The 20,645-nt window shown below is 29.5% G+C and carries 21 protein-coding genes, 1 pseudogene and 1 riboswitch; of the genes and pseudogenes, 17 read left to right on the forward strand and 5 right to left on the reverse strand.

Annotation, left to right across the window (positions count from 1 at the left end; genetic code table 11):
- Nucleotides 1-499: 499 nt before the first annotated feature.
- Nucleotides 500-631 (forward strand): hypothetical protein, encoded by a 132-nt coding sequence (locus tag KM029_RS27050; protein ID WP_260412673.1) that lies wholly within the window; start codon nt 500-502, stop codon nt 629-631.
- A gap of 5 nt (nt 632-636) precedes the next feature.
- Entirely contained in the window at nt 637-1,356 is a 720-nt protein-coding gene (locus KM029_RS19255) for a hypothetical protein (RefSeq protein WP_144076484.1), read from the forward strand.
- Nucleotides 1,357-1,446: 90 nt separating this feature from the next.
- On the opposite strand, the gene KM029_RS19260 is transcribed toward KM029_RS19255, so the two are convergent.
- Nucleotides 1,447-1,620, reverse strand: coding sequence for a hypothetical protein (locus KM029_RS19260; RefSeq protein ID WP_158631215.1), 174 nt, complete (start codon nt 1,618-1,620; stop codon nt 1,447-1,449).
- Between the two features lie 584 nt (nt 1,621-2,204).
- Between KM029_RS19260 and KM029_RS19265 the strand changes: the two genes are divergently transcribed.
- Nucleotides 2,205-2,921: a hypothetical protein gene (locus KM029_RS19265; protein ID WP_144076485.1), complete on the forward strand. Its 717-nt coding sequence runs from the start codon at nt 2,205-2,207 to the stop codon at nt 2,919-2,921.
- 93 nt (nt 2,922-3,014) lie between these two features.
- On the opposite strand, the gene KM029_RS19270 is transcribed toward KM029_RS19265, so the two are convergent.
- Nucleotides 3,015-3,221, reverse strand: a complete 207-nt coding sequence (locus KM029_RS19270; protein ID WP_144076486.1) for a hypothetical protein — start codon at nt 3,219-3,221, stop codon at nt 3,015-3,017.
- Between the two features lie 313 nt (nt 3,222-3,534).
- Between KM029_RS19270 and KM029_RS19275 the strand changes: the two genes are divergently transcribed.
- The 11 genes and pseudogenes from KM029_RS19275 (at nt 3,535) to KM029_RS19320 (ending at nt 11,786) form a co-directional block, all read left to right on the forward strand.
- Nucleotides 3,535-3,762: a hypothetical protein gene (locus KM029_RS19275; protein ID WP_144076487.1), complete on the forward strand. Its 228-nt coding sequence runs from the start codon at nt 3,535-3,537 to the stop codon at nt 3,760-3,762.
- Between the two features lie 303 nt (nt 3,763-4,065).
- Complete coding sequence (locus KM029_RS19280) at nt 4,066-4,923, forward strand: hypothetical protein (RefSeq protein ID WP_144076488.1); 858 nt, start codon at nt 4,066-4,068, stop codon at nt 4,921-4,923.
- Between the two features lie 583 nt (nt 4,924-5,506).
- Nucleotides 5,507-5,986, forward strand: a complete 480-nt coding sequence (locus KM029_RS19285; protein WP_144076489.1) for a hypothetical protein — start codon at nt 5,507-5,509, stop codon at nt 5,984-5,986.
- Nucleotides 5,987-6,291: 305 nt separating this feature from the next.
- Nucleotides 6,292-6,777, forward strand: coding sequence for a hypothetical protein (locus KM029_RS19290; protein ID WP_144076490.1), 486 nt, complete (start codon nt 6,292-6,294; stop codon nt 6,775-6,777).
- 1 nt (nt 6,778) lies between these two features.
- Nucleotides 6,779-7,477 carry a hypothetical protein gene (locus tag KM029_RS19295; protein WP_144076491.1) on the forward strand — a complete coding sequence of 233 codons (699 nt, stop codon included), beginning with the start codon at nt 6,779-6,781 and terminating at the stop codon, nt 7,475-7,477.
- A 560-nt stretch (nt 7,478-8,037) separates the two neighbouring features.
- Nucleotides 8,038-8,337, forward strand: a pseudogene (locus KM029_RS19300) (DNA/RNA non-specific endonuclease); the annotation flags it as partial.
- A gap of 15 nt (nt 8,338-8,352) precedes the next feature.
- Complete coding sequence (locus KM029_RS19305; RefSeq protein ID WP_144076493.1) at nt 8,353-8,733, forward strand: hypothetical protein; 381 nt, start codon at nt 8,353-8,355, stop codon at nt 8,731-8,733.
- Between the two features lie 45 nt (nt 8,734-8,778).
- On the forward strand, nt 8,779-9,309 hold the full coding sequence (locus tag KM029_RS19310; protein WP_144076494.1) for a hypothetical protein: 531 nt from the start codon (nt 8,779-8,781) through the stop codon (nt 9,307-9,309).
- A gap of 103 nt (nt 9,310-9,412) precedes the next feature.
- Nucleotides 9,413-9,538 carry a hypothetical protein gene (locus KM029_RS27055; protein ID WP_260412674.1) on the forward strand — a complete coding sequence of 42 codons (126 nt, stop codon included), beginning with the start codon at nt 9,413-9,415 and terminating at the stop codon, nt 9,536-9,538.
- Nucleotides 9,539-10,216 (forward strand): hypothetical protein, encoded by a 678-nt coding sequence (locus KM029_RS19315; RefSeq protein WP_144076495.1) that lies wholly within the window; start codon nt 9,539-9,541, stop codon nt 10,214-10,216.
- 184 nt (nt 10,217-10,400) lie between these two features.
- Nucleotides 10,401-11,786, forward strand: a complete 1,386-nt coding sequence (locus KM029_RS19320) for a TolC family protein (RefSeq protein WP_144076496.1) — start codon at nt 10,401-10,403, stop codon at nt 11,784-11,786.
- A gap of 66 nt (nt 11,787-11,852) precedes the next feature.
- Here the strand turns inward: KM029_RS19320 and KM029_RS19325 are convergent, their stop codons facing one another.
- The 3 genes from KM029_RS19325 to KM029_RS19335 form a co-directional block, all read right to left on the reverse strand.
- Nucleotides 11,853-12,869, reverse strand: a complete 1,017-nt coding sequence (locus KM029_RS19325; RefSeq protein WP_144076497.1) for an FUSC family protein — start codon at nt 12,867-12,869, stop codon at nt 11,853-11,855.
- 148 nt (nt 12,870-13,017) lie between these two features.
- Complete coding sequence (locus KM029_RS19330) at nt 13,018-13,182, reverse strand: hypothetical protein (protein ID WP_158631216.1); 165 nt, start codon at nt 13,180-13,182, stop codon at nt 13,018-13,020.
- 42 nt (nt 13,183-13,224) lie between these two features.
- Nucleotides 13,225-13,485: a hypothetical protein gene (locus KM029_RS19335; protein WP_144076498.1), complete on the reverse strand. Its 261-nt coding sequence runs from the start codon at nt 13,483-13,485 to the stop codon at nt 13,225-13,227.
- Nucleotides 13,486-13,540: 55 nt separating this feature from the next.
- Nucleotides 13,541-13,637, reverse strand: a riboswitch (SAM-I-IV-variant riboswitch).
- A 645-nt stretch (nt 13,638-14,282) separates the two neighbouring features.
- Between KM029_RS19335 and KM029_RS19340 the strand changes: the two genes are divergently transcribed.
- The 3 genes from KM029_RS19340 to KM029_RS19350 all read left to right on the forward strand — a co-directional run bounded on the left by KM029_RS19340 (nt 14,283) and on the right by KM029_RS19350 (nt 20,644).
- On the forward strand, nt 14,283-15,614 hold the full coding sequence (locus KM029_RS19340; protein WP_144076499.1) for an MATE family efflux transporter: 1,332 nt from the start codon (nt 14,283-14,285) through the stop codon (nt 15,612-15,614).
- Complete coding sequence (gshAB, locus tag KM029_RS19345; protein ID WP_144076500.1) at nt 15,611-17,902, forward strand: bifunctional glutamate--cysteine ligase GshA/glutathione synthetase GshB; 2,292 nt, start codon at nt 15,611-15,613, stop codon at nt 17,900-17,902. Before KM029_RS19340 ends, gshAB begins: the two co-directional genes overlap by 4 nt.
- A gap of 120 nt (nt 17,903-18,022) precedes the next feature.
- A complete protein-coding gene (locus KM029_RS19350) occupies nt 18,023-20,644 on the forward strand; it encodes a thioredoxin domain-containing protein (RefSeq protein ID WP_144076501.1) in 2,622 nt (873 codons plus the stop codon).
- Nucleotide 20,645 lies beyond the last annotated feature (1 nt).

Here is a 20,645-nt window from a genome sequence, read left to right on the forward strand (position 1 = left end):
ATTCTTCGTAACTCACTTTATCCGTTTCATTCATTGCAGAATATTCTGATATTTTGAATAATTTTTTAAAGGTTCGTTCTTGTAATAGAGGAGGGAAGTCGATAACATAGTTAAAGTTAGATCTTACTACTTTTTTAGAAGCTTATAAATAATTTTATTGGTGTATTTATTGTGATAAGTTTTAAAATCATCCAATTATGGAGTTTGTAGTGACATTTGTCGGTGTAATACTACAAAGGTTTGGGAAGGAGTGCGAATATAGCATTTTTAGATATTAAAGAAAGTTTTTCTAAAGAAACATTAATTGACTTATATAACGTCCAAAATAAGGTTGTTAGATGAGTTTTCTTTTTTAAATAGCAATGATTTATAACAAGATGAAAAGCATTTAAAAATGTGAGAAATGTTAGAAAAAGCTACATAAAAGGCTTATACACATAATAGAAATAATACATTTTCAAGAAAAGGTTTTTTAGATTATGTAATAGAAAAAGTAAAATTGAAGTTAAATAAAAGCGGTTATAATTCTTATTTATTTCCTAAAGTAGAATTTGATAAAAAAGAGGTAATAAAAGCAAAGTATTTAGGACAGCAAGGAAAAGTGATTAATAATATAAAACTAAATGAATAAATAATATGAAATATTTATTGAGAAGTAGTGTTAGATCGAAGATTTATGATATAGATAATTTTACATTCGGAGAATGTTCAGGAAGTAAGACTTTAAATGATTTAGATCAATTACATCATAAACTTGAAAATGGCTTAAGCTTAGAAGAAGGATTTATTTTTGATTATATAGATGTCATTGATAAGGCGGAGTTTGATAAACGAGAAGTGGTTCTTTCTAATTTTTACAACCGTATAGGTTTTACGATAATATCTAAATTTAAGCTAAGTCCACTTTCTATTACACTTAGAGATATACTTAAAGGTTTTAAATTCTTAAATTCAAAGTTTTATGACGCTAAGGTAAAAGTAAGAGATTCATTTTATGACTTTAATGTATTAGTTACTCCACTCCGTGAGTTTTATGAATGTATCAATTTTGAAAAATCACGTTTTGATTTAGAAATAACGAGAACAGGTGAAATAGTTGAAAGAGATATAAAAAATGATTTTTCAACTCTTAGAGAATTAGAAGAGAATAGAACATCTCAATATAACCAATCTATAACTGCTCTATTTCAAACTGGTGTACTTAAATCAGCATATCGTAATATTGACCTAATATATTGGATAAGCCATGGTTTCCTTATCAGTGACCGATTAAAAGAAGCAATTGAAGCTGCAGATTTAGATGGAGTAGAAATTCGTAAAAGTCCTGTACATTTTACCTTTGCAGATGAAGAATAGAACAAGAAATATTTTCTTGTTAAGAATTATTTTAGAATACACAACAAGCCAACCTACAAAAACTAGGTTGGCTTGTTGCATATTTATGGTTTACTGCTGTATATTTTTTACTTCTTCAATGCTAAGTCCATCGAGAAGCATGGATTTGGCCGTTTCTACAGCCTGTTCTTTTTTCCCCTCTTCCTTCGCCTGATCCAACGTATTTACATAGTCCCTAAAGGTCTTCAGAGATTCTTCGTAACTCACTTTATCCGTTTCATTCATTGCAGAATATTCTGATATTTTGAATAATTTTTAAAAAGTTCTTTCCTGTAATAGAGGAGGGAAGTCGATAACATAGTTAAAGTTAGATCTTACTACTTTTTTAGAAGCTAATAAATAATTTTATTGGTGTATTTATTGTGATAAGTTTTAAATTCATCCAATTATGGAGTTTGTGGTGACATTTGTCGGTGTAATACTACAAAGGTTTGGGAAGGAGTGCGAATAAAGCATTTTTAGATATTAAAGAAAGTATTTCTAAAGAAACATTAATTGACTTATATAACGTCCAAAATAAGGTTGTTAGATGAGTTTTCTTTTTTAAATAGCAATGATTTATAACAAGATGAAAAGCATTTAAAAATGTGAGAAAAAGCTACATAAAAGGCTTATACATATAATACATTTTCAAGAAAAGGTTTTTTAGATTATGTTATAAAAAAAGTAAAATTGAAGTTAAATAATAGTGATTATAATTTTTATTTATTTCCTAAAGTAGAATTTGATAAAAAAGAAGTAATAAAATCAGAGTATTTAGGTCAAAAGGTAAGAGTGATCAATAATTTAAAACTAAATGAATAAACAACATGAAATATTTATTAAAAAAAAGTATAAGATCTAAAGTCTTCGATAGAAATGAATTTACATTTGGAGAATGTGATGGAGATAATTTAAAAAATTTGGAAGAGGTACATCATATTATTCAAAATGAATTAAGTTTCCCTGATAATTACATTTTTGATTATATAGACATCATTGATAAAGCTGATTATGATAAACGAAAAGTGATTCTTTCAAATTTGTATAGTCGTATTGGTTTTACAGTTAGACCTAGAATAAATTTAAGCCCTCTTTCTAATACATTAAAAAAAATTTTACAAGAGTTTAATTCTTTAAATTCAAAAATTTATGATGCAAAGGTCAAGGTAGGGTATTCATTTTTTGATTTTAATGTGATGGTTTCTTCAAAGAGAGAATTTGAAAAATGTATTTGTTTTGAAAAATCACTTTTTGATTTAGAGGTAATTAGTACAGGAGAAATACTTGAAAGAGGTTTAAAAAATGAATTTCCAACAATTAAAAAATTAGAAGAGAATAGAAGACATCATCACGATCAATATGTAACAGCAATATTTAATAAAGGTGTTCTTAAATCAGCATATCGTAATATTGACCTAATATATTGGATAAATCATGGTTTCCTTATCAGTGATCGATTAAAAGAAGCAATTGAAGCTGCAGATTTAGATGGAGTAGAAATTCGTAAAAGTCCAGTTCATTTTACCTTTGCAGATGAAGAATAGAACAAGAAAAATTTTCTTGTTAAGAATTTAATTTAGAATAGACAACAAGCCAACCTACAAAAAAATTAGGTTGGCTTGTTGCATATTTATGGTTTACTGCTGTATATCTTTTACTTCTTCAATGGTTAGACCCGAATATTGAGCAACTTTTTCAATGGTAAGTCCATCTTGAAGCATGGATTTGGCCGTTTCTACAGCTTGTTCTTTTTTCCCCTCTTCCTTCGCCTGATCCAACGTATTTACATAGTCCCTAAAGGTTTTCAGAGATTCTTCGTAACTCACTTTATCCGTTTCATTCATTGCAGAATATTCTGATATTTTGAACAATTTTTAAAAAGTTCTTTCCTGTAATAGAGGAGGGAAGTAGATAACATAGTTAAAGTTAGATCTTACTACTTTTTTAGAAGCTAATAAATAATTTTATTGGTGTATTTATTGTGATAAGTTTAATCAATAGGCAAAGTTCTATATGATTCCCTATCACTTAACTCATAGAATGTAGAGAGAAGTAGATCAAATGTAATATTTCAAGTCAAAGGGGAACCAAAATTAATCCTTCATCCAAGTGAAAAGGGTACTGTGCTTAAAGTTATTTTAGAACAAATGTAGTACAATGGAAAATCAAGAGATTAAAAATAAAATTCAACTATTACGTTCAAAACATAAAATTATAACTGAAAAACGGAGACAAAATAATGATGATAAAATTGAAGATTCTCTATTTCATCAACATCAAATATTACTAAAACAAATATCTGAATTGGAATGGAAGTTAAAATCAAGTAGAGAAAAGAATGAACATACAAAAGCTGTACTTAATATGGGTAGAAAATGGTTATAAATGGGAGGTTCTGAAAATTCAACACAAGATAACGGGAAATTAGAACATATAATAAGTTTGTGTGATAGCACATTAGCTCTCTTGGAAATAAAAGATTTAGATATTGGTTTGGAAGATAAACTATTAGAAATGCTAGAATACATAGATTCAAAAAAAATAAATTATGACGTATACGTTAAAATCTAGCTAAGGAGGTGACAAAACTAAAACAACAAATGGATAATGTAACGATGTTCATTATTGAAAATAATAAAGGGGTTCATGTAATATTAAAAGAACAATGGCAAATAAACTAAATTGATTATGAAAAAAGGAATCAACGGATGGGAAACTAAATGGTGTGAACGATTGGCTGAATATGATACTGAATTTATCATATCCGATCACGAGGTCGAAAAAAAGTCTGAAGAGATTCTTATAAGATTTTTGGAAAGTGCAGAAAAGTACAATGTTTTAAAAATTCTTCCAGAAGGGGCTAAGTCTGAAAGTTATTTATCCTATATTAAAAGAGTTCGCCCTGAAAGTCTTGAATTTGATGAAAATAGTATCAGAAAATTTGCTTTCTACAATGAAGAAATAGGTACACCTGCAACCCGTTTAGCCTTTTATAATAAAAAAGGAGAAATAGAAGAGAAAGATATTTACGTCTTTTGGAATTATGGTGGAGGGATAGAATATGTAACCCATAAGGTCAAAAACGGTGATGTAGAGTTTAAAAGAGTTGGAGGTAATGACTATGATTTAGTTCCTCCAATTAAATTTTCATGTGGACCTTATAGACGTAATGACCAATGGTTTTTTTATATTGGAATTTTTTTAATATCAGACATTTGGTTACCAGTAGTTGATAGTTTAAAGATTGATACCACTGAAAATGATTCTTATCATTTAGGAGAAGTCGATAACAGACCACTAGCCTATAGACATACGCCAAGATTAAATAGTTTTTTAAGGGATATTAAACAAATTTCCATAGAAAATAATGGAAAATGGCATTTTCATTCTGATGGATATGCCATTCAACATGTTACAGATATGCGAAAGACTGAAGATGAAGATTCAGATAAAATATGGTGTGACCATGGTATTCCGTTAGATGGAAAAATAGTTTATCAGGAAGATATTGAGAGTGGTCGTGTTAAAATACCTTCTTTTGACTAGTACCTTTCTGAATTGACTTGGAAATAATCGATCAAGGTATTGTAAAACCTTTAGAAGATAGTAGAAACTACAAAACAGACGGTTTCTAAAGTTCAGAAAAATTAGTAAATGATCCTCTTACTATACCAAAATCAGAATAAAAAATAAACTCTGTATTGGTGTTATTTCAAATCAATAAAACCCACTTTTCACATCATCTTGAAGTGTTTTTATTTTAAGCTACATTCATAATCCCACAAGGTAAAAAATCTGTTGGGATTATTTTTTGACTAATCAAGGCAGAATTGAAGAGCATAGCTACGTGATGAAATTTTAACGCAGAGTAGTCAAAAAAACAAGGTCTAAAACTTCTGATTTTGATTGTATAACTGCTTAATAGTAGACATTCCATAAATAACTGTTAGACAATATGTTCATGACCCTACAATTGGTCTATATGAATACACCTTATTTTGATCTATTTTGAAATACAGAAATCGTGAGTTACAAACTCACAGAATGTTCGAGTTCCGAGTGATACCTTCGGCTTAATAACAAGAACAGTGGGGGGAAGGGTATAAATCTTTAAATTCAAATTTATAATATGCTTAAAAAAATAAAAGAGGAGTTGGTTTTTACAGTTAAGGGGATGTTTTATTTTATCATATTCTCACCTGTATTAGTATTGATATTATTGTTTTATGGAGAATATTTTGATAAAAGTTCTATATGTGTAAAGAATAAAGTATTAAATAGGGAATTTAACCTAGATCAGGTATTTAAAGAAATGAAGTATTACAAGTATGGAAATTCATACGGTTTTTATAAAAGGCAATTAGTTGGAGAAACTAATATTACAGGAGATTTTACATATAGTTATCAAGTGGTAGCAGATAAGAAAGAATATCAAATAATAGTACATGCTGTAATACATAAAAATAAATGGTATCTAATGGATTTAGTTGTTTATAAAACACCACATCGTTTTTTTTCATTATTATTGTCGAAAGGTGAATTGATTCTTCATGATAAGTATGATACATTAGAAGGTTCTAAAAATTATATTATTGATTGTCCTCTTTAAGTCTGCTTTTCAGATATAACTTTATTGAAAAATACAGAGGAAATAGTTTTGGTGAAGAAGGGATTTTGGTGCATAATGTTTATGAGTTACCATCCAACATAAGTAATAAATTAGCTCATTAAAATTTATCTGAAGTGCAAATAAAAACATTTACAAATGAATTTTCTGATCCTAATTAAAGTAAATATAAAGATCAATTAGATAACTTAGCAGAAGGAGCAGACGCAGCGAACATTCGTTCTAAAGTTGTTAAAGAGTTTAATGAACACTTAGGTCAAACAGCCAATAGTATAGATGAATTAACAGTGAGACTTTCTAAAATAGAAAATCATGGTTCAAGAGGAGCAATTTGTGAAGCCTATATAGCCACCAAGAAAAATTTAACGAACACAGGTGTTGCACATCCACAAATAGAGTGTCCATCATTTAGTAAAAAGCGTATTCCCGATGGTATTTTTCATGTAGATGCTCAAGGTAAATTAGTGATCTATGATGTGAAACCGGGATATGTAAATGGACAAATTGATGTTGAACAGTTAGAGGATTATGCGAAGATGATTGAGATATTATCAACTGAAGGTCTAAATAGGACAAAACTCATCAATAAATTAAAAGAAAAAGGTATCAATATGGATGGTTTCTCAGGTGAAGTTGAAGTTCAGTATATTGTGATGCCGGGTAAAACGAATCAAGTGAATGATGCTGTAACAGCTATAGAGAAAAAGGTGAAAAATCAAAAAACAATAGATCCAAATTTTAGAGAAAAGATAATAGTTGAAAAAATGAAATAGAATGGCGAATATTAAATTGGACATTAAGATAAAATCAAATTTTTCTTTTTTAAAAAAAATTGAGGAGTTTATTTCCCTAATTTCTTGGGATTCTGTTTCTAAAAACATTGACCCTTATAGGGAAGATTATATTAAAGATACTTATAAACTAGATTTATATGATTTTTTTACAACAACTGAAGTAAAAAGCAAAATTGTATATTCTTTTGATAAAGAAAATACCTTAACTAAAAGCGAAAGTTCTTTAGTTTTTATTCTGAGTAATGAAAATATTTTTAGAATTACCCATTATAGCAATGATGAAGCTTTTTCTGAAATTAATTTTTCAAATTTTGACACCTTCTTCTTCAATCTCTACAAATCCATACCCAATGGCTTAGGTTATGTAAGTTGGGTGGATGTAGGGAACTATTACAAATTTGATTCTAAATATGGGTTAGACAAATTTGAATTTTATGATTCAGTATTTAATGAAAAACCTCTTTTCTATCATTGTGTGACCACAGAAGAAGTTTATGAAGAAGATCACACCAAAGTTCAACTCCTCAATTGCCCTTTCATTAAAGTAGAAGAATGGGAAGATGGCAGTATAGAAATGTTGCATTATAACAATCCGTTAGATATTGAATCCGATGAAAATATAGAGCAGATCAGAAAGGTAAGGAAGTATTTAAGTGAGAATAATTTGTATAGCGAATAAAAAGACAAGTAACCTACAAAAATAGGTTGGCTTGTTGCTTCTTTAAAGTTGTAGCTTACTGCTGTATATTTTTTACTTCTTCAATGCTTAGAAAAATTAAGTAATTCATCAACCCGATTACATAAACACCTTTAAGTTGATATTTCTAATCTGTCTCTCTTTCTGCTTGACATGAATGATTTTTTTTATGAAAATGCATAATTAAAAGATGAATATCAAGGTTTATTTATCACTGATATATTGTGAAATTATTGACTAATTGGTGTATTTATTGTGATATATTCTATTTGACGCTGTTGCTTAACACATAGAACAGTGATGACAAAGACATACAAAAATTGTCCTTAAAAGAGATGTTAAACAAGGTCTGTTTGATAGGGTATATTATAACTCTCGCAATGGTGGTAGGTATATCATTGTAGAAGCCAAAGGGGGAAGTTCTCGTATTGGTACTCGTTTGTATAAACAAAAAAACTACGAACAAGGAACAGATGAGTATCTTTTAAGTCTTAGATGTAAAAGCTCAAGAGAAGGGCCGAAATACAGGGCAACAAGGCGGTTCTGTTGGAAAGAAAGATGGAGTGAAAGGCCAAGATGATGGAGGACATTTAATTGCAAATGTACTTTATGGTCCTGGAGAGCAAATCAATTATTTACCACAGCGTGCTGATTTGAATAGAGGAAAATGGAAAGCCATGGAAAATGATTGGCGTAAGTTTTTGGAAGAAGACCCTAATAATAATTTGAAAGTTTGGATTACTCCAATTTATGAAGGTGATTCTCAAAGACCAATAAGGTTTGAAGCTCGACATGAGGTTTATGACCTTAATGGTAAGTTTATTGATGAAGATGAGTATTAATAATTGAAAATTAAAATGAATGAATTTATTGAAACATTAGTTGAATATCTAAATAATAATTTTGAGTGGGATACATTACATTTAAAAATTTCTATACAACCCAAATCAATAAATTATAAACCTAAATTCTTCCTTGATAATGAGAGAATTCCATTTAGATTAAAGTCTGAAATGAAAAACTACATTATGGATACAGTTCAAAAAAAACATATTCAATCGACTAAAAATGGTAAAAACAAATGGAACTTTGCGAACCTTACCTTATACCCCGATGGATCACATGAAATAGAATATATTTGGAACCAAGACCATCAAGATGAAGTTGATGGTTATAATCGTGAGGCAGAGGAAGAAGATCCAAATTATAAAGCACCAAAATGGCATTGGGAGGAGTAGAATTTTTTAATTTACAATACATAAGCTGCTAATAACAAATTTGATATGACTAATTTTTCAGAAACTTACCTCAATATCATCGAACTTATAGTGCCAGAAGGCGGTATGAAAGAAGATTTGAAAAATGATATCAAATCATTTTTTAAAAATCCACAGATAGCTTTTAATGATTCTAATGAATATATAGGTGTATTATGTTATCGCCCCGAAGTTACTCCTAAAACTTCTAATCTTCATGAATTTTATTTCTTTGATATATTGACGGAATCATTTTTACAGTTAATTAATGGTGAAGTAAACAAAGATGAACTTTGGAGAAAAATGAGTGTTTTATTGATTGTGAATGACCTCAATGAGTTTAGAAGTAAGCTTGATTATGAGATTTATGAAAATGAAACAAAAAATTATAGTTGGAGTAATACCAATGAGATCATTAATTCTCCCAATTATAAAGTATATGGACTAACGGTTGAAAATGACATGGCTGTAGGTATCATCAATTCAAAATATTTTGATAAGTTTCAAGAATTAATAAGCCAAACTGACATAAAGTTAACAGTGCTATCTAACATATAATTAATGTTTTCTCATATAGTAGATAGTTCATTTTGATGCATTTGAAAAGAAGGGTATAAATTTAGATAACTTCAGTAATCAAGTTGAAGTTCATTATATAGTTATGCCAGGTAAGATAAATAAAGTAGATGAAGCTGTTAATGCAATTAGGAGTAAGAAAGAAACTATTTTTGAAGGTCCTCAACAATACAAAAGTATTAAAGATTTAATTAAAACAGATAAACTATAAATGATGACGATTTTATATAAGTTAAATAATACTGAGAAAATACAGGATTCGATTTTTGATTCTTTAATAGAAAGTAAATTATTTATAGAACTAATATCTATAAAATTGATAGATTTTAATAATGGAGAAATAATCAATATTTTCCAAGGTTTAAGAGACTTAAAGAACTTTGTAGGAAATAATAAAATCATAACATATAATGATTCTATTGCAATTAATGTATCAGAATTCATTGATATGAGTATCAGAAGAACCTGTACACTAGAGATAGCAATTAGCATTGATAAAATTAAACATGAAATATTTATAGATTATGATACTTTCTTCTTCAACATCTACAAATCCTTACCCAATGGTTTAGGTTATGTAAGTTGGGTGGATGTAGGGAACTATTACAAATTTGATTCTAAATATGGGTTAGACAAATTTGAATTTTATGATTCAGTATTTAATGAAAAACCTCTTTTCTATCATTGTGTGACCACAGAAGAAGTTTATGAAGAAGATCACACCAAAGAACAACTCCTCAATTGCCCATTCATCAAAGTAGAAGAGTGGGAAGGTGGCAGTATAGAAATGCTCCATTATAATAACCCTTTGGAAATAGAATCCGAAGAAAATATAGAGCAGATTAGAAAGGTAAGAAAGTATTTGAGTGAAAATAATTTGTATAGTTAACTAAAAAGTGTCATCAAATTATTAAATCTAAACATTGATTTAGAACCTAAATACCATTTTTAAATGGTGAAGAAAACAGATAATTAAAATAATTTACAACTGTTATTTTATTATTTGTATCAAAAATGAAACATTGTTACATAAAGTTCGTTAAAAAAGTCACATCTGATTTATTTACGACATTATGAAAAAAATAATTTACTTTCTCTCTTTATTATTAATACCTTTTGTAGGGTATTCTCAACAGGCTCATTCATTAGATAGTATTCCTGAAAATTGGAATACAGAAGCAAATGATAGTACGTTAGCTGTAGTGCAAGATGTAGCCAATTGGTGGAAGATCTTTAACGATCCTATTCTTAACGAATTAGTCAATAAAGCTGTAGATAATAACTTGAACATTAAAGTTGCAGTACAAAGAATTGAACAAGGAAGGTTAGTATACAAACAAAGTCAGGCTGCTTACTACCCTTCAATTGCATTAAATGCATCTGCTAATTTTAGTAATAGAGGTACTTCTCCAACAGATAATGCCGAAAATACGATGATATACAATGCGGGTATTTCAATGTATTGGGAAATAGATGTATTTGGTAGAGTCCGTAAAGGAGTAAAAACAGCCAATTATAGTTATCAACAAGCACAAGAAGACATGAAATCTGTGATGGTTAGTATACTTGGCGAGGTATCTTCTTCTTATATTCGTTTAAGAATGTATCAAAATCAGATTATTGTTGCAGAATCTAACATTAAAGCACAATTAAAAGCATTGGATCTTGCTAGAGATAGATTTCAGTCTGGTTTAACATCTAAATTAGATGTTTTACAAGCAGAAGCGATGTATGCAAGTACAAATGCATCAATTCATACTTTAAATGCACAAGTAGTTGCAGAGGTAAACTTAATTCAGGTATTTATTGGTGAGTATCCTGAGCGTTTAAAAATAGCATTATTAGATGTAAAAGAATTACCAGAAGTACCCGTACAATTACAAACTCTTTTACCTGTAGAAATGGTAAGGCAACGACCAGATATTAAATCTGCAGAAAATGGTTTAATGGCAATGGTAGCCAATGAAGAACAAGCCAATGCAGAGTTATTACCCACTTTAGCCATACAAGGTAATGTAGGTTTTATTTCTAACGATGCTAGCAATTGGATAAATAATGATGGATTAGCTTATTATGTTGGGCCAAAACTTAGTTGGAACTTATTTAGTGGTTTGTACGAAAAACGAAATAAACAGATTGCAAAAGTAGAAATGCAACAAGCACAATTAAACTACCAAAATACGGTATTAAATGCCATGAAGGAGGTAGAAAATAGCTTGTCAAATATAAAAGAATTAAAAGGAGCAATGACTTGGTTAGATCAAACAGTATCTGCATCAGATGAGTCGGTAAATCTTTCCATAGATCAATACCAACAAGGAATTATAGATTATCAGCCAGTATTAAACTCCCAACAATCATTATTACTTGCTCAAAATGAGCAAGTACAAACTAAAGGAAATTTATTAGGGCAAATTATTGCCTTATACCAATCTCTAGGAGGGAATTGGGTAGAATAAAAAATATGTTTTAATATAATGTAAGTGTTACCCTCATTTTGCTTTGCAATTTGAGGGTTTTTTAATTTATATATTTTCTTTATTGGTAATTTTATGGTGTACTCTAATAGATATTTGATGCCCTACATAGATAAATAAAATCCCAATTAAAAAGACGCCTAATACAGTGCAAAATGCAGTGGGGTTTACTAAAGGAGGAGGGGTAATGCTATATAATACAGGTCCTACAACCATTATCATCTTAAAGAAAAATTCATGTTTTATATGTTTAAACGACAGGTACATTAAATAACCATATGTTAAACTTATAAATAGGAAATTGATATAAAAGGGCAAATCTAAATACGGTGAAACTACTTTTAGAAGAAAAACTATAACGGCAGAGAATAGAATGATTTTTATTTTTGCATAAACCATAGGCACAGGGTTTTTGTAAAGAGTAGTACTAGCAAATAAAATTGTAAGCATAACACCTGCTCCTTGCAGTGCTCTTGTACCTGCTAAAATATAGAGAAGAATATAACCAAGGTACGTTATTAAAGCTCTTAAAAATAACTGAAAGTGTGTAGGTTCTTCAATACCATGAGGAAGTTGGTTAGTAAAAGCAAACTTTTTATTTAGTTTTAAAAATATACCTAAAGGAATAAGTATTAGTGCACAACTTAACAAGGTCTCAAAAATCCTATCTTCTATAATAGGTAATACACTTTGGCTATCAGCACTATGAAAATTACCAATTCCAAAAATTCCAATAGTTACATTAATAATAAAAAAGAAATAAAAATACTTTTTATACTTAATAGATAAATGACTTATTAGCATTATTAAGCAAACTAAACAAAAGTAATAAAGGTATCTGTTGGTCACTCCTGATAGTGCAAACAATAAAAATGCACCAAAAAAAGTAGCAGAAACTCTATAAATACTCTTATGAAAAAAGTTTTTTCTTGTGGGAGAAAAGATAAGTGGTAGAGTAAGTAATCCCCATTCTGGGTGAGGAAGTTTATAAAAATGTTGCAATAATAATAAAGCAAATACAATACAACCGTAAAGAGCACTTAATAATTTTAATTCTTTAGTCATGATATAGAAATTAATTGGATAACAATTACTTTCAAAAGTAAAAGAAAGAATTAAGGCTTAATGGTAAAAAAATATTGGATGATGGTAAGTTAAACTCATTATTATGCAATTTAGAGGGTAACTTTATATTAAAGTTACCCTCTTAGTTCTACAGACTTCTTGCTTCTAATACATCACTTAATGCTAAAGCAATAGCATGGTTGTGGTGAGATACAGCAATAGAGTTCTGTGCTTTTAATGCCTTTAAATCACTGTTATTTAATGCAGAAAAATGATCTAAAAATTGAATGTAAATATCTTGTGATAAACTCATGTCTTCTTCTTTTTTAATTTGAAATAAATTCTAAATAGTAACTTAAAGTGCAAACAATTGGTTGTTTACAAATTTTACTTTCTTAAGAATAGACATGCGTCCACCTTTGATAATTAAATCAGTTCCTTTGATCTTTCTTTCCGAAATTTCATCATTTAAAGCTGCTAGATAAATACCTCTAGAGCCAGTCCATCCAGTATTACCTACTTCGCGGTTAAATTTAGAAATTAGTTCATCTGTTGTAAGCGATGAAAAATAAGCTTTTTTCTCTTGATAAAAATCTTCTACAAATGTCATTGTCATACAGATTATAAGTGAATAATCGATTAAAATGACATCAAGAAATTTAAGGAAAATGGTTGGGAAGGCATTTTGTCCATCCGAGGACCACATCCATTTTGCCACCGTGACCTAAAGCTCGGTTGGCATCCATTTAAGGATTCTTGATGTTGCTACAAAGCTAGAAAGAATATTTTAGAAACTCAAAATTATTTTACAATATCAAATAACAGTTAATAGACTCTTAAATATGAATCATATATCATATATTCACGTAGAACATAAAGAAAATGAATAAAATATATACATCATTTTACCAAATATGCGTAGGCATTATCGTCACATTTATATGTGTCGCATCTACTCAACAAAAAGAGGAGTTGGTAAATTCTTGTTGTATTAAAAAATCAGACAAAGTTGCCTTTTCACATTCATTTAAAGGTATTTCAAATCAAGCAGAAAAAAAATCAGGAGAACAGTGTTGTTTACCAATTTCTTTACCATTAACAACATCATTCACTTTAAATTATAGTACATACAACACAAATGTATTAAGTAATACTTTATATTTTAGATGTGTTTTTTTTCGTGAATATTTTCTTGAAAGTTATTCAAAATCAATTGTAAAGCACCAAGAAAAAACTTCGAGGTTAAAAAATAATTTTCTTTTAATTTGGCTTTGTCGGTTAATAATTTAGCTAATTCTACTATTCTTTATCTATCTAATTAATTTTAGATATACAATTTTGACAACAGAGTAATTACACTTATTTTAATAGAGTGTAAATATTGTTTTCATAAAGAACACAATTAAATAATTCATGAAAAAAGACTTAACTAACGGTCCTGTTTTAGAAGGTATCGTTGGGTTGGCGTTGCCAATTATTGCCTCTTCTTTCTTACAGTTTGCATATAATTTTACAGATATGCTTTGGGTAGGTCAGTTAGGTAGTAATGCTGTTGCAGCAGTGGGTACATCTGCCTTTTTCTTGCAATTAACATGGGCATTTGCTTCTGTTTTTTTATTAGGTACAGGAATTTCTGTATCTCACGCTATAGGAAATAAAGAGAACAAAAAAGCGCAAATTATAGCTAGAGAAGCTTTGTTTTTTCTAATGCTAATAGTTGCGATTATGATAGTAATTATTCAACTTTTTTATAAAGATTTAATTGGTTTTTTTAAGTTGAATGATCTTCTAGTAGAAGGTCTAGCTTACGATTACCTAAGGTGTGCATCTTTAGGGTTATTATTTATTCTAACCGTAAATTTATTTACAGGAATAAGTAATGCCAGAGGTGATGCGAAAACACCTTTAAAAATTACAATAGTTGGGGTAGTTATTAATATACTTCTTGATCCGATTTTCATTTTTGTATTAGACTTAGGAGTTTTAGGAGCGGCATTAGCCACTATAATAGCACAAAGTGTTAGCTTAATTTTATTTTGGAATAAAACAGCTCAAGACTTTTTAGGTACTTATAAAGAGTGGAAATGGTCAACAAGTACAATAAAAGAGACCATTAATCTTGGTTTTCCACCGTCAATACAACGCATAGTTTTTACTGTGGTAGGTATTATAATGGCAAGAATAGTTGCCCAATGGGGTAGTGATGCCATTGCAGCACAAAAAATAGGTTTACAAATAGAATCTATGACATTTATGGCAACAGGTGGTTTAATGGGGGCTATGATGTCTTTTACGGGACAAAATTTTGGAGCCAAAAAGTATAGTCGTATAAGTGAAGGATATAGTACAGCACTTAAAATTGGTGTTTCATTGGGTGTTGTAATGGGTATTCTTTTTTATTCCTTTCCAACGTTTTTTGTACGTCTTTTTGTTCAAGAAGAAGCAACAGTGACAATTGGTGCTGATTATCTACGCATAATTGGTTTGTCGCAAGTGTTTATGTGTGTAGAAATGATTACATCAGGAATAATCAATGGATTAGGAAAAACAAAAGTACCTGCAACAATAAACATAACCATGACGTTAATTCGTATTCCAATGGCCATTTACTTATCTTCTTTCACAGCAATAGGTATTAATGGAGTGTGGTTAGCCATTGCGATAAGCACTGTATTACGAGCGACATCATTAACTGTCGCTTATCAAATTATAAAAAGAAAAATTACTTTAAATAGAGCAATATGAAAGCCTTAGATTCAATCATTAATAACTATAAATCAAGTCATTTATTTGAGGGAAGTTTCGGACTTGAAAAAGAAAATATACGAATTGATAAAAATGGGAAAATAGCTTTAACACCTCACCCTTCTACTTTAGGAAGTAAATTAACACATCCTTATATTACCACAGATTTTTCAGAAAGTCAGATAGAAATGATTACTCCACCTTTACCCTCAATTCATGAGGCATTAGGTTTTCTAGAGACTATTCATGATATCGTTTCTGAGCAATTAGGCGATGAATATTTATGGCCACAAAGCACCCCTCCAGACCTTCCAGAAAATGATAATGACATTCCAATTGCTAATTATGGTTTAGGAGGTGAGGCCAATGAAGAATACCGTTCTCATTTAGCCAATAAATATGGTAAGAAGAAACAGTTATTGTCTGGTATACATTATAACTTCTCTTTTTTAGATAAAAACCTTACTTATTTATACCAAAAATCAGAAGATAAAAGCCAAACATATGCGGAGTTTAAAGAAGCTGTGTATTTAAAAGTAGCTAGAAATTTCTTAAAATATAGATGGTATTTGGTCACACTATTAGGCGATAGTCCTGCCTTGCACAGTTCTTACATGAAATGTTGTATAGACCAACTGCCCAAAGCCACAACAGATGCGTATCATTTTACAGAAGCAACTTCCATGCGTACAAGTGTTTGCGGGTACAAAAATCAAGAAGATTTAGTACTAGATTATTCATCAATGGATGGATATGATAAGAGTATTCAACAAGCCATAGACAATGGGCAATTAGAAAGTGCAAAAGAAAATTATTCACCCATACGTCTAAAAGAAATTAACGGGCAGTTGGCTTATTTAGAAATTCGTTTATTAGATTTAGATCCATCTGTTAAGCTCGGAATAACAAAAGAAACAGCAGAGATTGTACATATGTTCTTGTTGTTTTGCCTGTTAAAAGAAGAAACAACCTTTGATGCAGCGGTTCAATTTAAAGCTAATGAAAATCAAGAAATTGCAGCAACAATGGGGCTTTCTAAGATTGCTAAAATAGATTTTGAAGGTAAACCGATGAATCTTCAAGAAGCAGTTGCTAGAATTACCAGACAAATAGAACATACATTAGAACATCTATTACCGGAAGGTTACGAGCGTTCTTTAGAGCATCTGATTAAAATTTCTGATGACATTAATGAGAGACCTGCAGCTAAAACACTTGCAGCTATTCAAGGAACTTCATTTTTAGCTTGGCATCTAGAAAAGGCACAAGTTTACAAACAGGAAAGCCTTAACCATTCGTATAAATTTTATGGTTTAGAAGATATGGAATTATCCACTCAATTATTGTTGAGAGAAGCAGTATTGAGAGGGATCAAATTTGAAATAATGGACCGTTCGGAAAACTTTGTTAAACTAGAGCAAAACGGTAAGATAGAGTATGTAATGCAGGCTACTCGAACATCTTTAGACAATTATGTAAGTGTCTTAATGATGGAAAATAAAGTAATGACTAAAAAGCTAATAGAGCGTGTGGGTATCCGAACTCCTAAAGGTGAACAGTATATAGATCATTACAAAGCAAAAGAAGATTTCTTATTTTATAAGAATAAATCTGTTGTAGTAAAACCTAAATCCACAAATTTTGGGTTGGGTATTAGTATTTTAAAAAATAATACAAAAAAAGAAGTCTTTGATAGAGCTATTGAAATTGCTTTTGAACATGATAATTCAATTTTAGTAGAAGAGTTTGTAAGTGGAAAAGAATACCGAATTTTTATCATAAAAAATGAAGTAGTAGGTATTTTACATCGTGTACCAGCCAATGTTAAAGGAGATGGCGAAGCAACCATAAGAGAGCTTGTTATTGAAAAAAATAAAGATCCTTTAAGAGGAAAAGGGTATAAAACTCCATTAGAAAAAATAGCACTTGGAGAAGCAGAAGAAATGTTTTTACAATCTCAGGGACTTGATTTTGATTTTGTTCCATCTAAGAATCAGATTGTCTACTTAAGAGAAAATTCTAACATATCTACGGGTGGCGATAGTATAGATTTTACAGATGATATTCCTGAATCATATAAAAAGATTGCTGTTGATGCAGCCAAAGCCTTAGATGTAGAAATTACAGGCTTAGATATGATGATAGATGATATTTCTGAAGAAGCGAATGACAGTAATTATGCAATTATTGAAATGAACTTTAATCCTGCAATTCATATTCATTGTTATCCTTATAAAGGAAAAAATAGACGATTAAATGCTAAAGTATTGGATGCTTTAGGATACTAATTTTAGTAATAATCAATCAGTGAGGATAAATATTCTTACTGATTGATTTATTTATTTATTCAATAATTTTTTATAGATTTGACTAGCTCATAAAACTAATGCTACGACTAAACGAAAACAATGAAACTAATTACGTTTTTTTCTCTACTTTTTATTTCTTTATATAGTAACGCTCAGAATATTAAAGGAACGGTAGTTAGCCTCACCACAAAAGAGGCTGTGCCTTATGCTAATATTATCTTAAAAAACAACCATTTAGGTGGCTATAGTAAAGACGATGGGAGTTTTATAATTCCAATTAATAAAGAGCAACTACAAGACTCTCTTCTTATTTCTTGTATAGGGTTTACGTCGAAAGTCATTCCCATAAAGAAGCTATCTTTTTTAATTACAAATAAGATTTTCTTAGAACCAAGAGCTACCGAGTTAGATATGGTTCATGTTACTTCTAAAATGCCCACTGTAAAAGAAATTATTAGAAAATCCACATCAAAATTTAAAAAAGATTTTAGAGAGAAAGCATATCTAGGAGAATTTTATTATGCCGAAAATAAATTTATAGATAATGAATTTGTCTCTGGTTTAGAAGGAGTAGGAGATATTTATTTTGAACAGTATCAGTCCTCAATGCCTAATTATTCTACTCATCAAGGGTTGAATAAACTATTATTTGATGAATTAAGAGCAAATAAAGACCATAATTGGAATTTTGATCCTTCTTGGGATTTATCTAACCTTGATAAGGGTGCATTAAAAACATATAATAAATATGATATATTAGCCTTTCATAAAAGGCAATTTACAGACTTTAATTTTTTACAGAGTAAGCTATTACTAAAATATAACTTCAGTTTTATTCGGAATAGTCCACTAATTAAAACGAGTGATTATACATACAATTTACTAGATATAGAAAATAGAAATAATGAACCTGTTTATGTCATAGAATATCATTCGAAAAATGATAAAACAGAGGGCAAAATATATATCAGAGAAAACTTTGAGGTATTAAGTATTACATCCTCTAATTTTGAGATCAAACATAAAAAGAATTATCTGCCATTTATAACTCCTAATTATCAAAATAAAAAAGAGTCAAAAGGTTGTGTTCAGTTTGGTTATGTAGGGAAGAAAAATTATACCCAAAAAGTAGATTATCAAGTTAATTATGATGATCCTAAAAAAGATATTACATATAAAGGTACTTTAGAAATTACTAATTTTAGTACAGTGGAGTGCTTTCAGTTAAGAGCAGCGAACATGTTTCGTTCGACAGATGCAAGTGCTTTACTTATAGATTCATTTGCTCCTTATGCTAAAGGTAGTGGGTCATTTTGGGCTTTCAGAAGCATTAAATCAACAACTTATTCTGAAAATATAAACCGAAAAGAAATTGGTAGTAAAAGTTTAAACGAACGATATACTCCATACGTTGCTGAACGATATTCATTGTTGGATTATGATAAAGATGATCTTCAGCCTAGGATTAAGAGAGACTATTTTACGTATAAAAAATCAAGAGACCTCTTAAAAAGGAGTACTTATGGTGATTTAAGAATAACCGATAATTCGAAAAACAAAAAGGTACTTAAACATGAATTTGATAGTATGTTTTTGATGAGTAATTATAAACATCAATATTTTACGGTATCAAAAGAAATAATGGACAGTTTAGATTACCATTACTCTTTTCTAAAGCAATTAGAAGAAGGAAGTGAAATTTTAAATAACCTAGATTATCATACCGATTACCTGGCCTCTTGTAACTTAAATAAAGCAGTTACAAAAAATATGGCAGATACTCTTTTTGCTTATAAAGAGAAATTATCAGAACGTTATTTAAAAGAGTCTAAAGGAAATATTATTGCTTTATGGTTAGAATCTAACACAATGTATACCGAATATTTTCCAGATTCTATCAGACTAAACAATCCAAATCATATTTTTAATGCTTTGCAACAATTTGATTTAAATGATACAACAATGTACACTAGCCCAGTACTAGCACAGTATATTGCAGAATTAATTTTTACGCAAATAACTGTAATAGAAGATGAATTTACGCCATTGGAAGGAACCAAACTGATGCAAAAATCAAATTCAGATGTAGAACGTTTTCAGGCTATAAATACGAAGTACATAAAAAATAGGAGTCTACAAGAAAAAGTATTATTCGAATATGTGAAAGAGTACGTTTTTTATGATGATACATTGTCTAACCAAAACTTTAATTATTATGTTCATCAGTTTGATGAAACCTATCAAAATTCTGATTATAGTAGAGAATTGGCAGTTTTATCAAAAAATAGAAAAGGATTTAATCAACAAAAACTACCTAATAAGTTTACGCTTTTAGATCCAAATTTAGATGAGGTAATAAGATCATTCAACAAAGGGATATACATAATAGATTTTTGGGCTTCTTGGTGTGGGCCTTGTGTTAAAAGTATGAAAGAAGACTATCCAGAAATTCTTGAAAAGTACAATTCAGAAAAAGTCAATTTTGTATTTATATCATTTGATCAAGAAATAAGTAAATGGACAGCATTTATTGAGAAGAACCCTTTAGAAAATACAGCTCAATTTAGAGTTTTAGATGCTGATGTTACTAAGCTATCAGAAAAGTTAAACATTCAAGGTTATCCAACACAGTTAATAGTAAAGGATGGCGTAATTATTAAAAGAATAACAGGAGCAAATTCATATCAATTAGAAGAGACATTAAAGCAACTCATAAATTGAT

It is taken from the genome of Flammeovirga kamogawensis (assembly GCF_018736065.1).
Classification (GTDB): Bacteria; Bacteroidota; Bacteroidia; order Cytophagales; family Flammeovirgaceae; genus Flammeovirga; species Flammeovirga kamogawensis.

Bases quoted from the DNA above. Each gene is read 5' to 3' on its own strand.
- KM029_RS19275 (WP_144076487.1), top strand. From the start codon at position 3,535: ATGGAAAATCAAGAGATTAAAAATAAAATTCAACTATTACGTTCAAAA.
- KM029_RS19270 (WP_144076486.1), bottom strand. From the start codon at position 3,221: ATGAATGAAACGGATAAAGTGAGTTACGAAGAATCTCTGAAAACCTTT.
- KM029_RS27055 (WP_260412674.1), top strand. From the start codon at position 9,413: ATGCCAGGTAAGATAAATAAAGTAGATGAAGCTGTTAATGCAATTAGG.
- KM029_RS19265 (WP_144076485.1), top strand. From the start codon at position 2,205: ATGAAATATTTATTAAAAAAAAGTATAAGATCTAAAGTCTTCGATAGA.
- gshAB (WP_144076500.1), top strand. From the start codon at position 15,611: ATGAAAGCCTTAGATTCAATCATTAATAACTATAAATCAAGTCATTTA.
- KM029_RS19260 (WP_158631215.1), bottom strand. From the start codon at position 1,620: ATGAATGAAACGGATAAAGTGAGTTACGAAGAATCTCTGAAGACCTTT.
- KM029_RS19285 (WP_144076489.1), top strand. From the start codon at position 5,507: ATGCTTAAAAAAATAAAAGAGGAGTTGGTTTTTACAGTTAAGGGGATG.
- KM029_RS19325 (WP_144076497.1), bottom strand. From the start codon at position 12,869: ATGACTAAAGAATTAAAATTATTAAGTGCTCTTTACGGTTGTATTGTA.
- KM029_RS19280 (WP_144076488.1), top strand. From the start codon at position 4,066: ATGAAAAAAGGAATCAACGGATGGGAAACTAAATGGTGTGAACGATTG.
- KM029_RS19340 (WP_144076499.1), top strand. From the start codon at position 14,283: ATGAAAAAAGACTTAACTAACGGTCCTGTTTTAGAAGGTATCGTTGGG.
- KM029_RS19320 (WP_144076496.1), top strand. From the start codon at position 10,401: ATGAAAAAAATAATTTACTTTCTCTCTTTATTATTAATACCTTTTGTA.
- KM029_RS19295 (WP_144076491.1), top strand. From the start codon at position 6,779: ATGGCGAATATTAAATTGGACATTAAGATAAAATCAAATTTTTCTTTT.
- KM029_RS19310 (WP_144076494.1), top strand. From the start codon at position 8,779: ATGACTAATTTTTCAGAAACTTACCTCAATATCATCGAACTTATAGTG.
- KM029_RS19330 (WP_158631216.1), bottom strand. From the start codon at position 13,182: ATGAGTTTATCACAAGATATTTACATTCAATTTTTAGATCATTTTTCT.
- KM029_RS19315 (WP_144076495.1), top strand. From the start codon at position 9,539: ATGATGACGATTTTATATAAGTTAAATAATACTGAGAAAATACAGGAT.
- KM029_RS19255 (WP_144076484.1), top strand. From the start codon at position 637: ATGAAATATTTATTGAGAAGTAGTGTTAGATCGAAGATTTATGATATA.
- KM029_RS19350 (WP_144076501.1), top strand. From the start codon at position 18,023: ATGAAACTAATTACGTTTTTTTCTCTACTTTTTATTTCTTTATATAGT.
- KM029_RS19305 (WP_144076493.1), top strand. From the start codon at position 8,353: ATGAATGAATTTATTGAAACATTAGTTGAATATCTAAATAATAATTTT.
- KM029_RS19335 (WP_144076498.1), bottom strand. From the start codon at position 13,485: ATGACAATGACATTTGTAGAAGATTTTTATCAAGAGAAAAAAGCTTAT.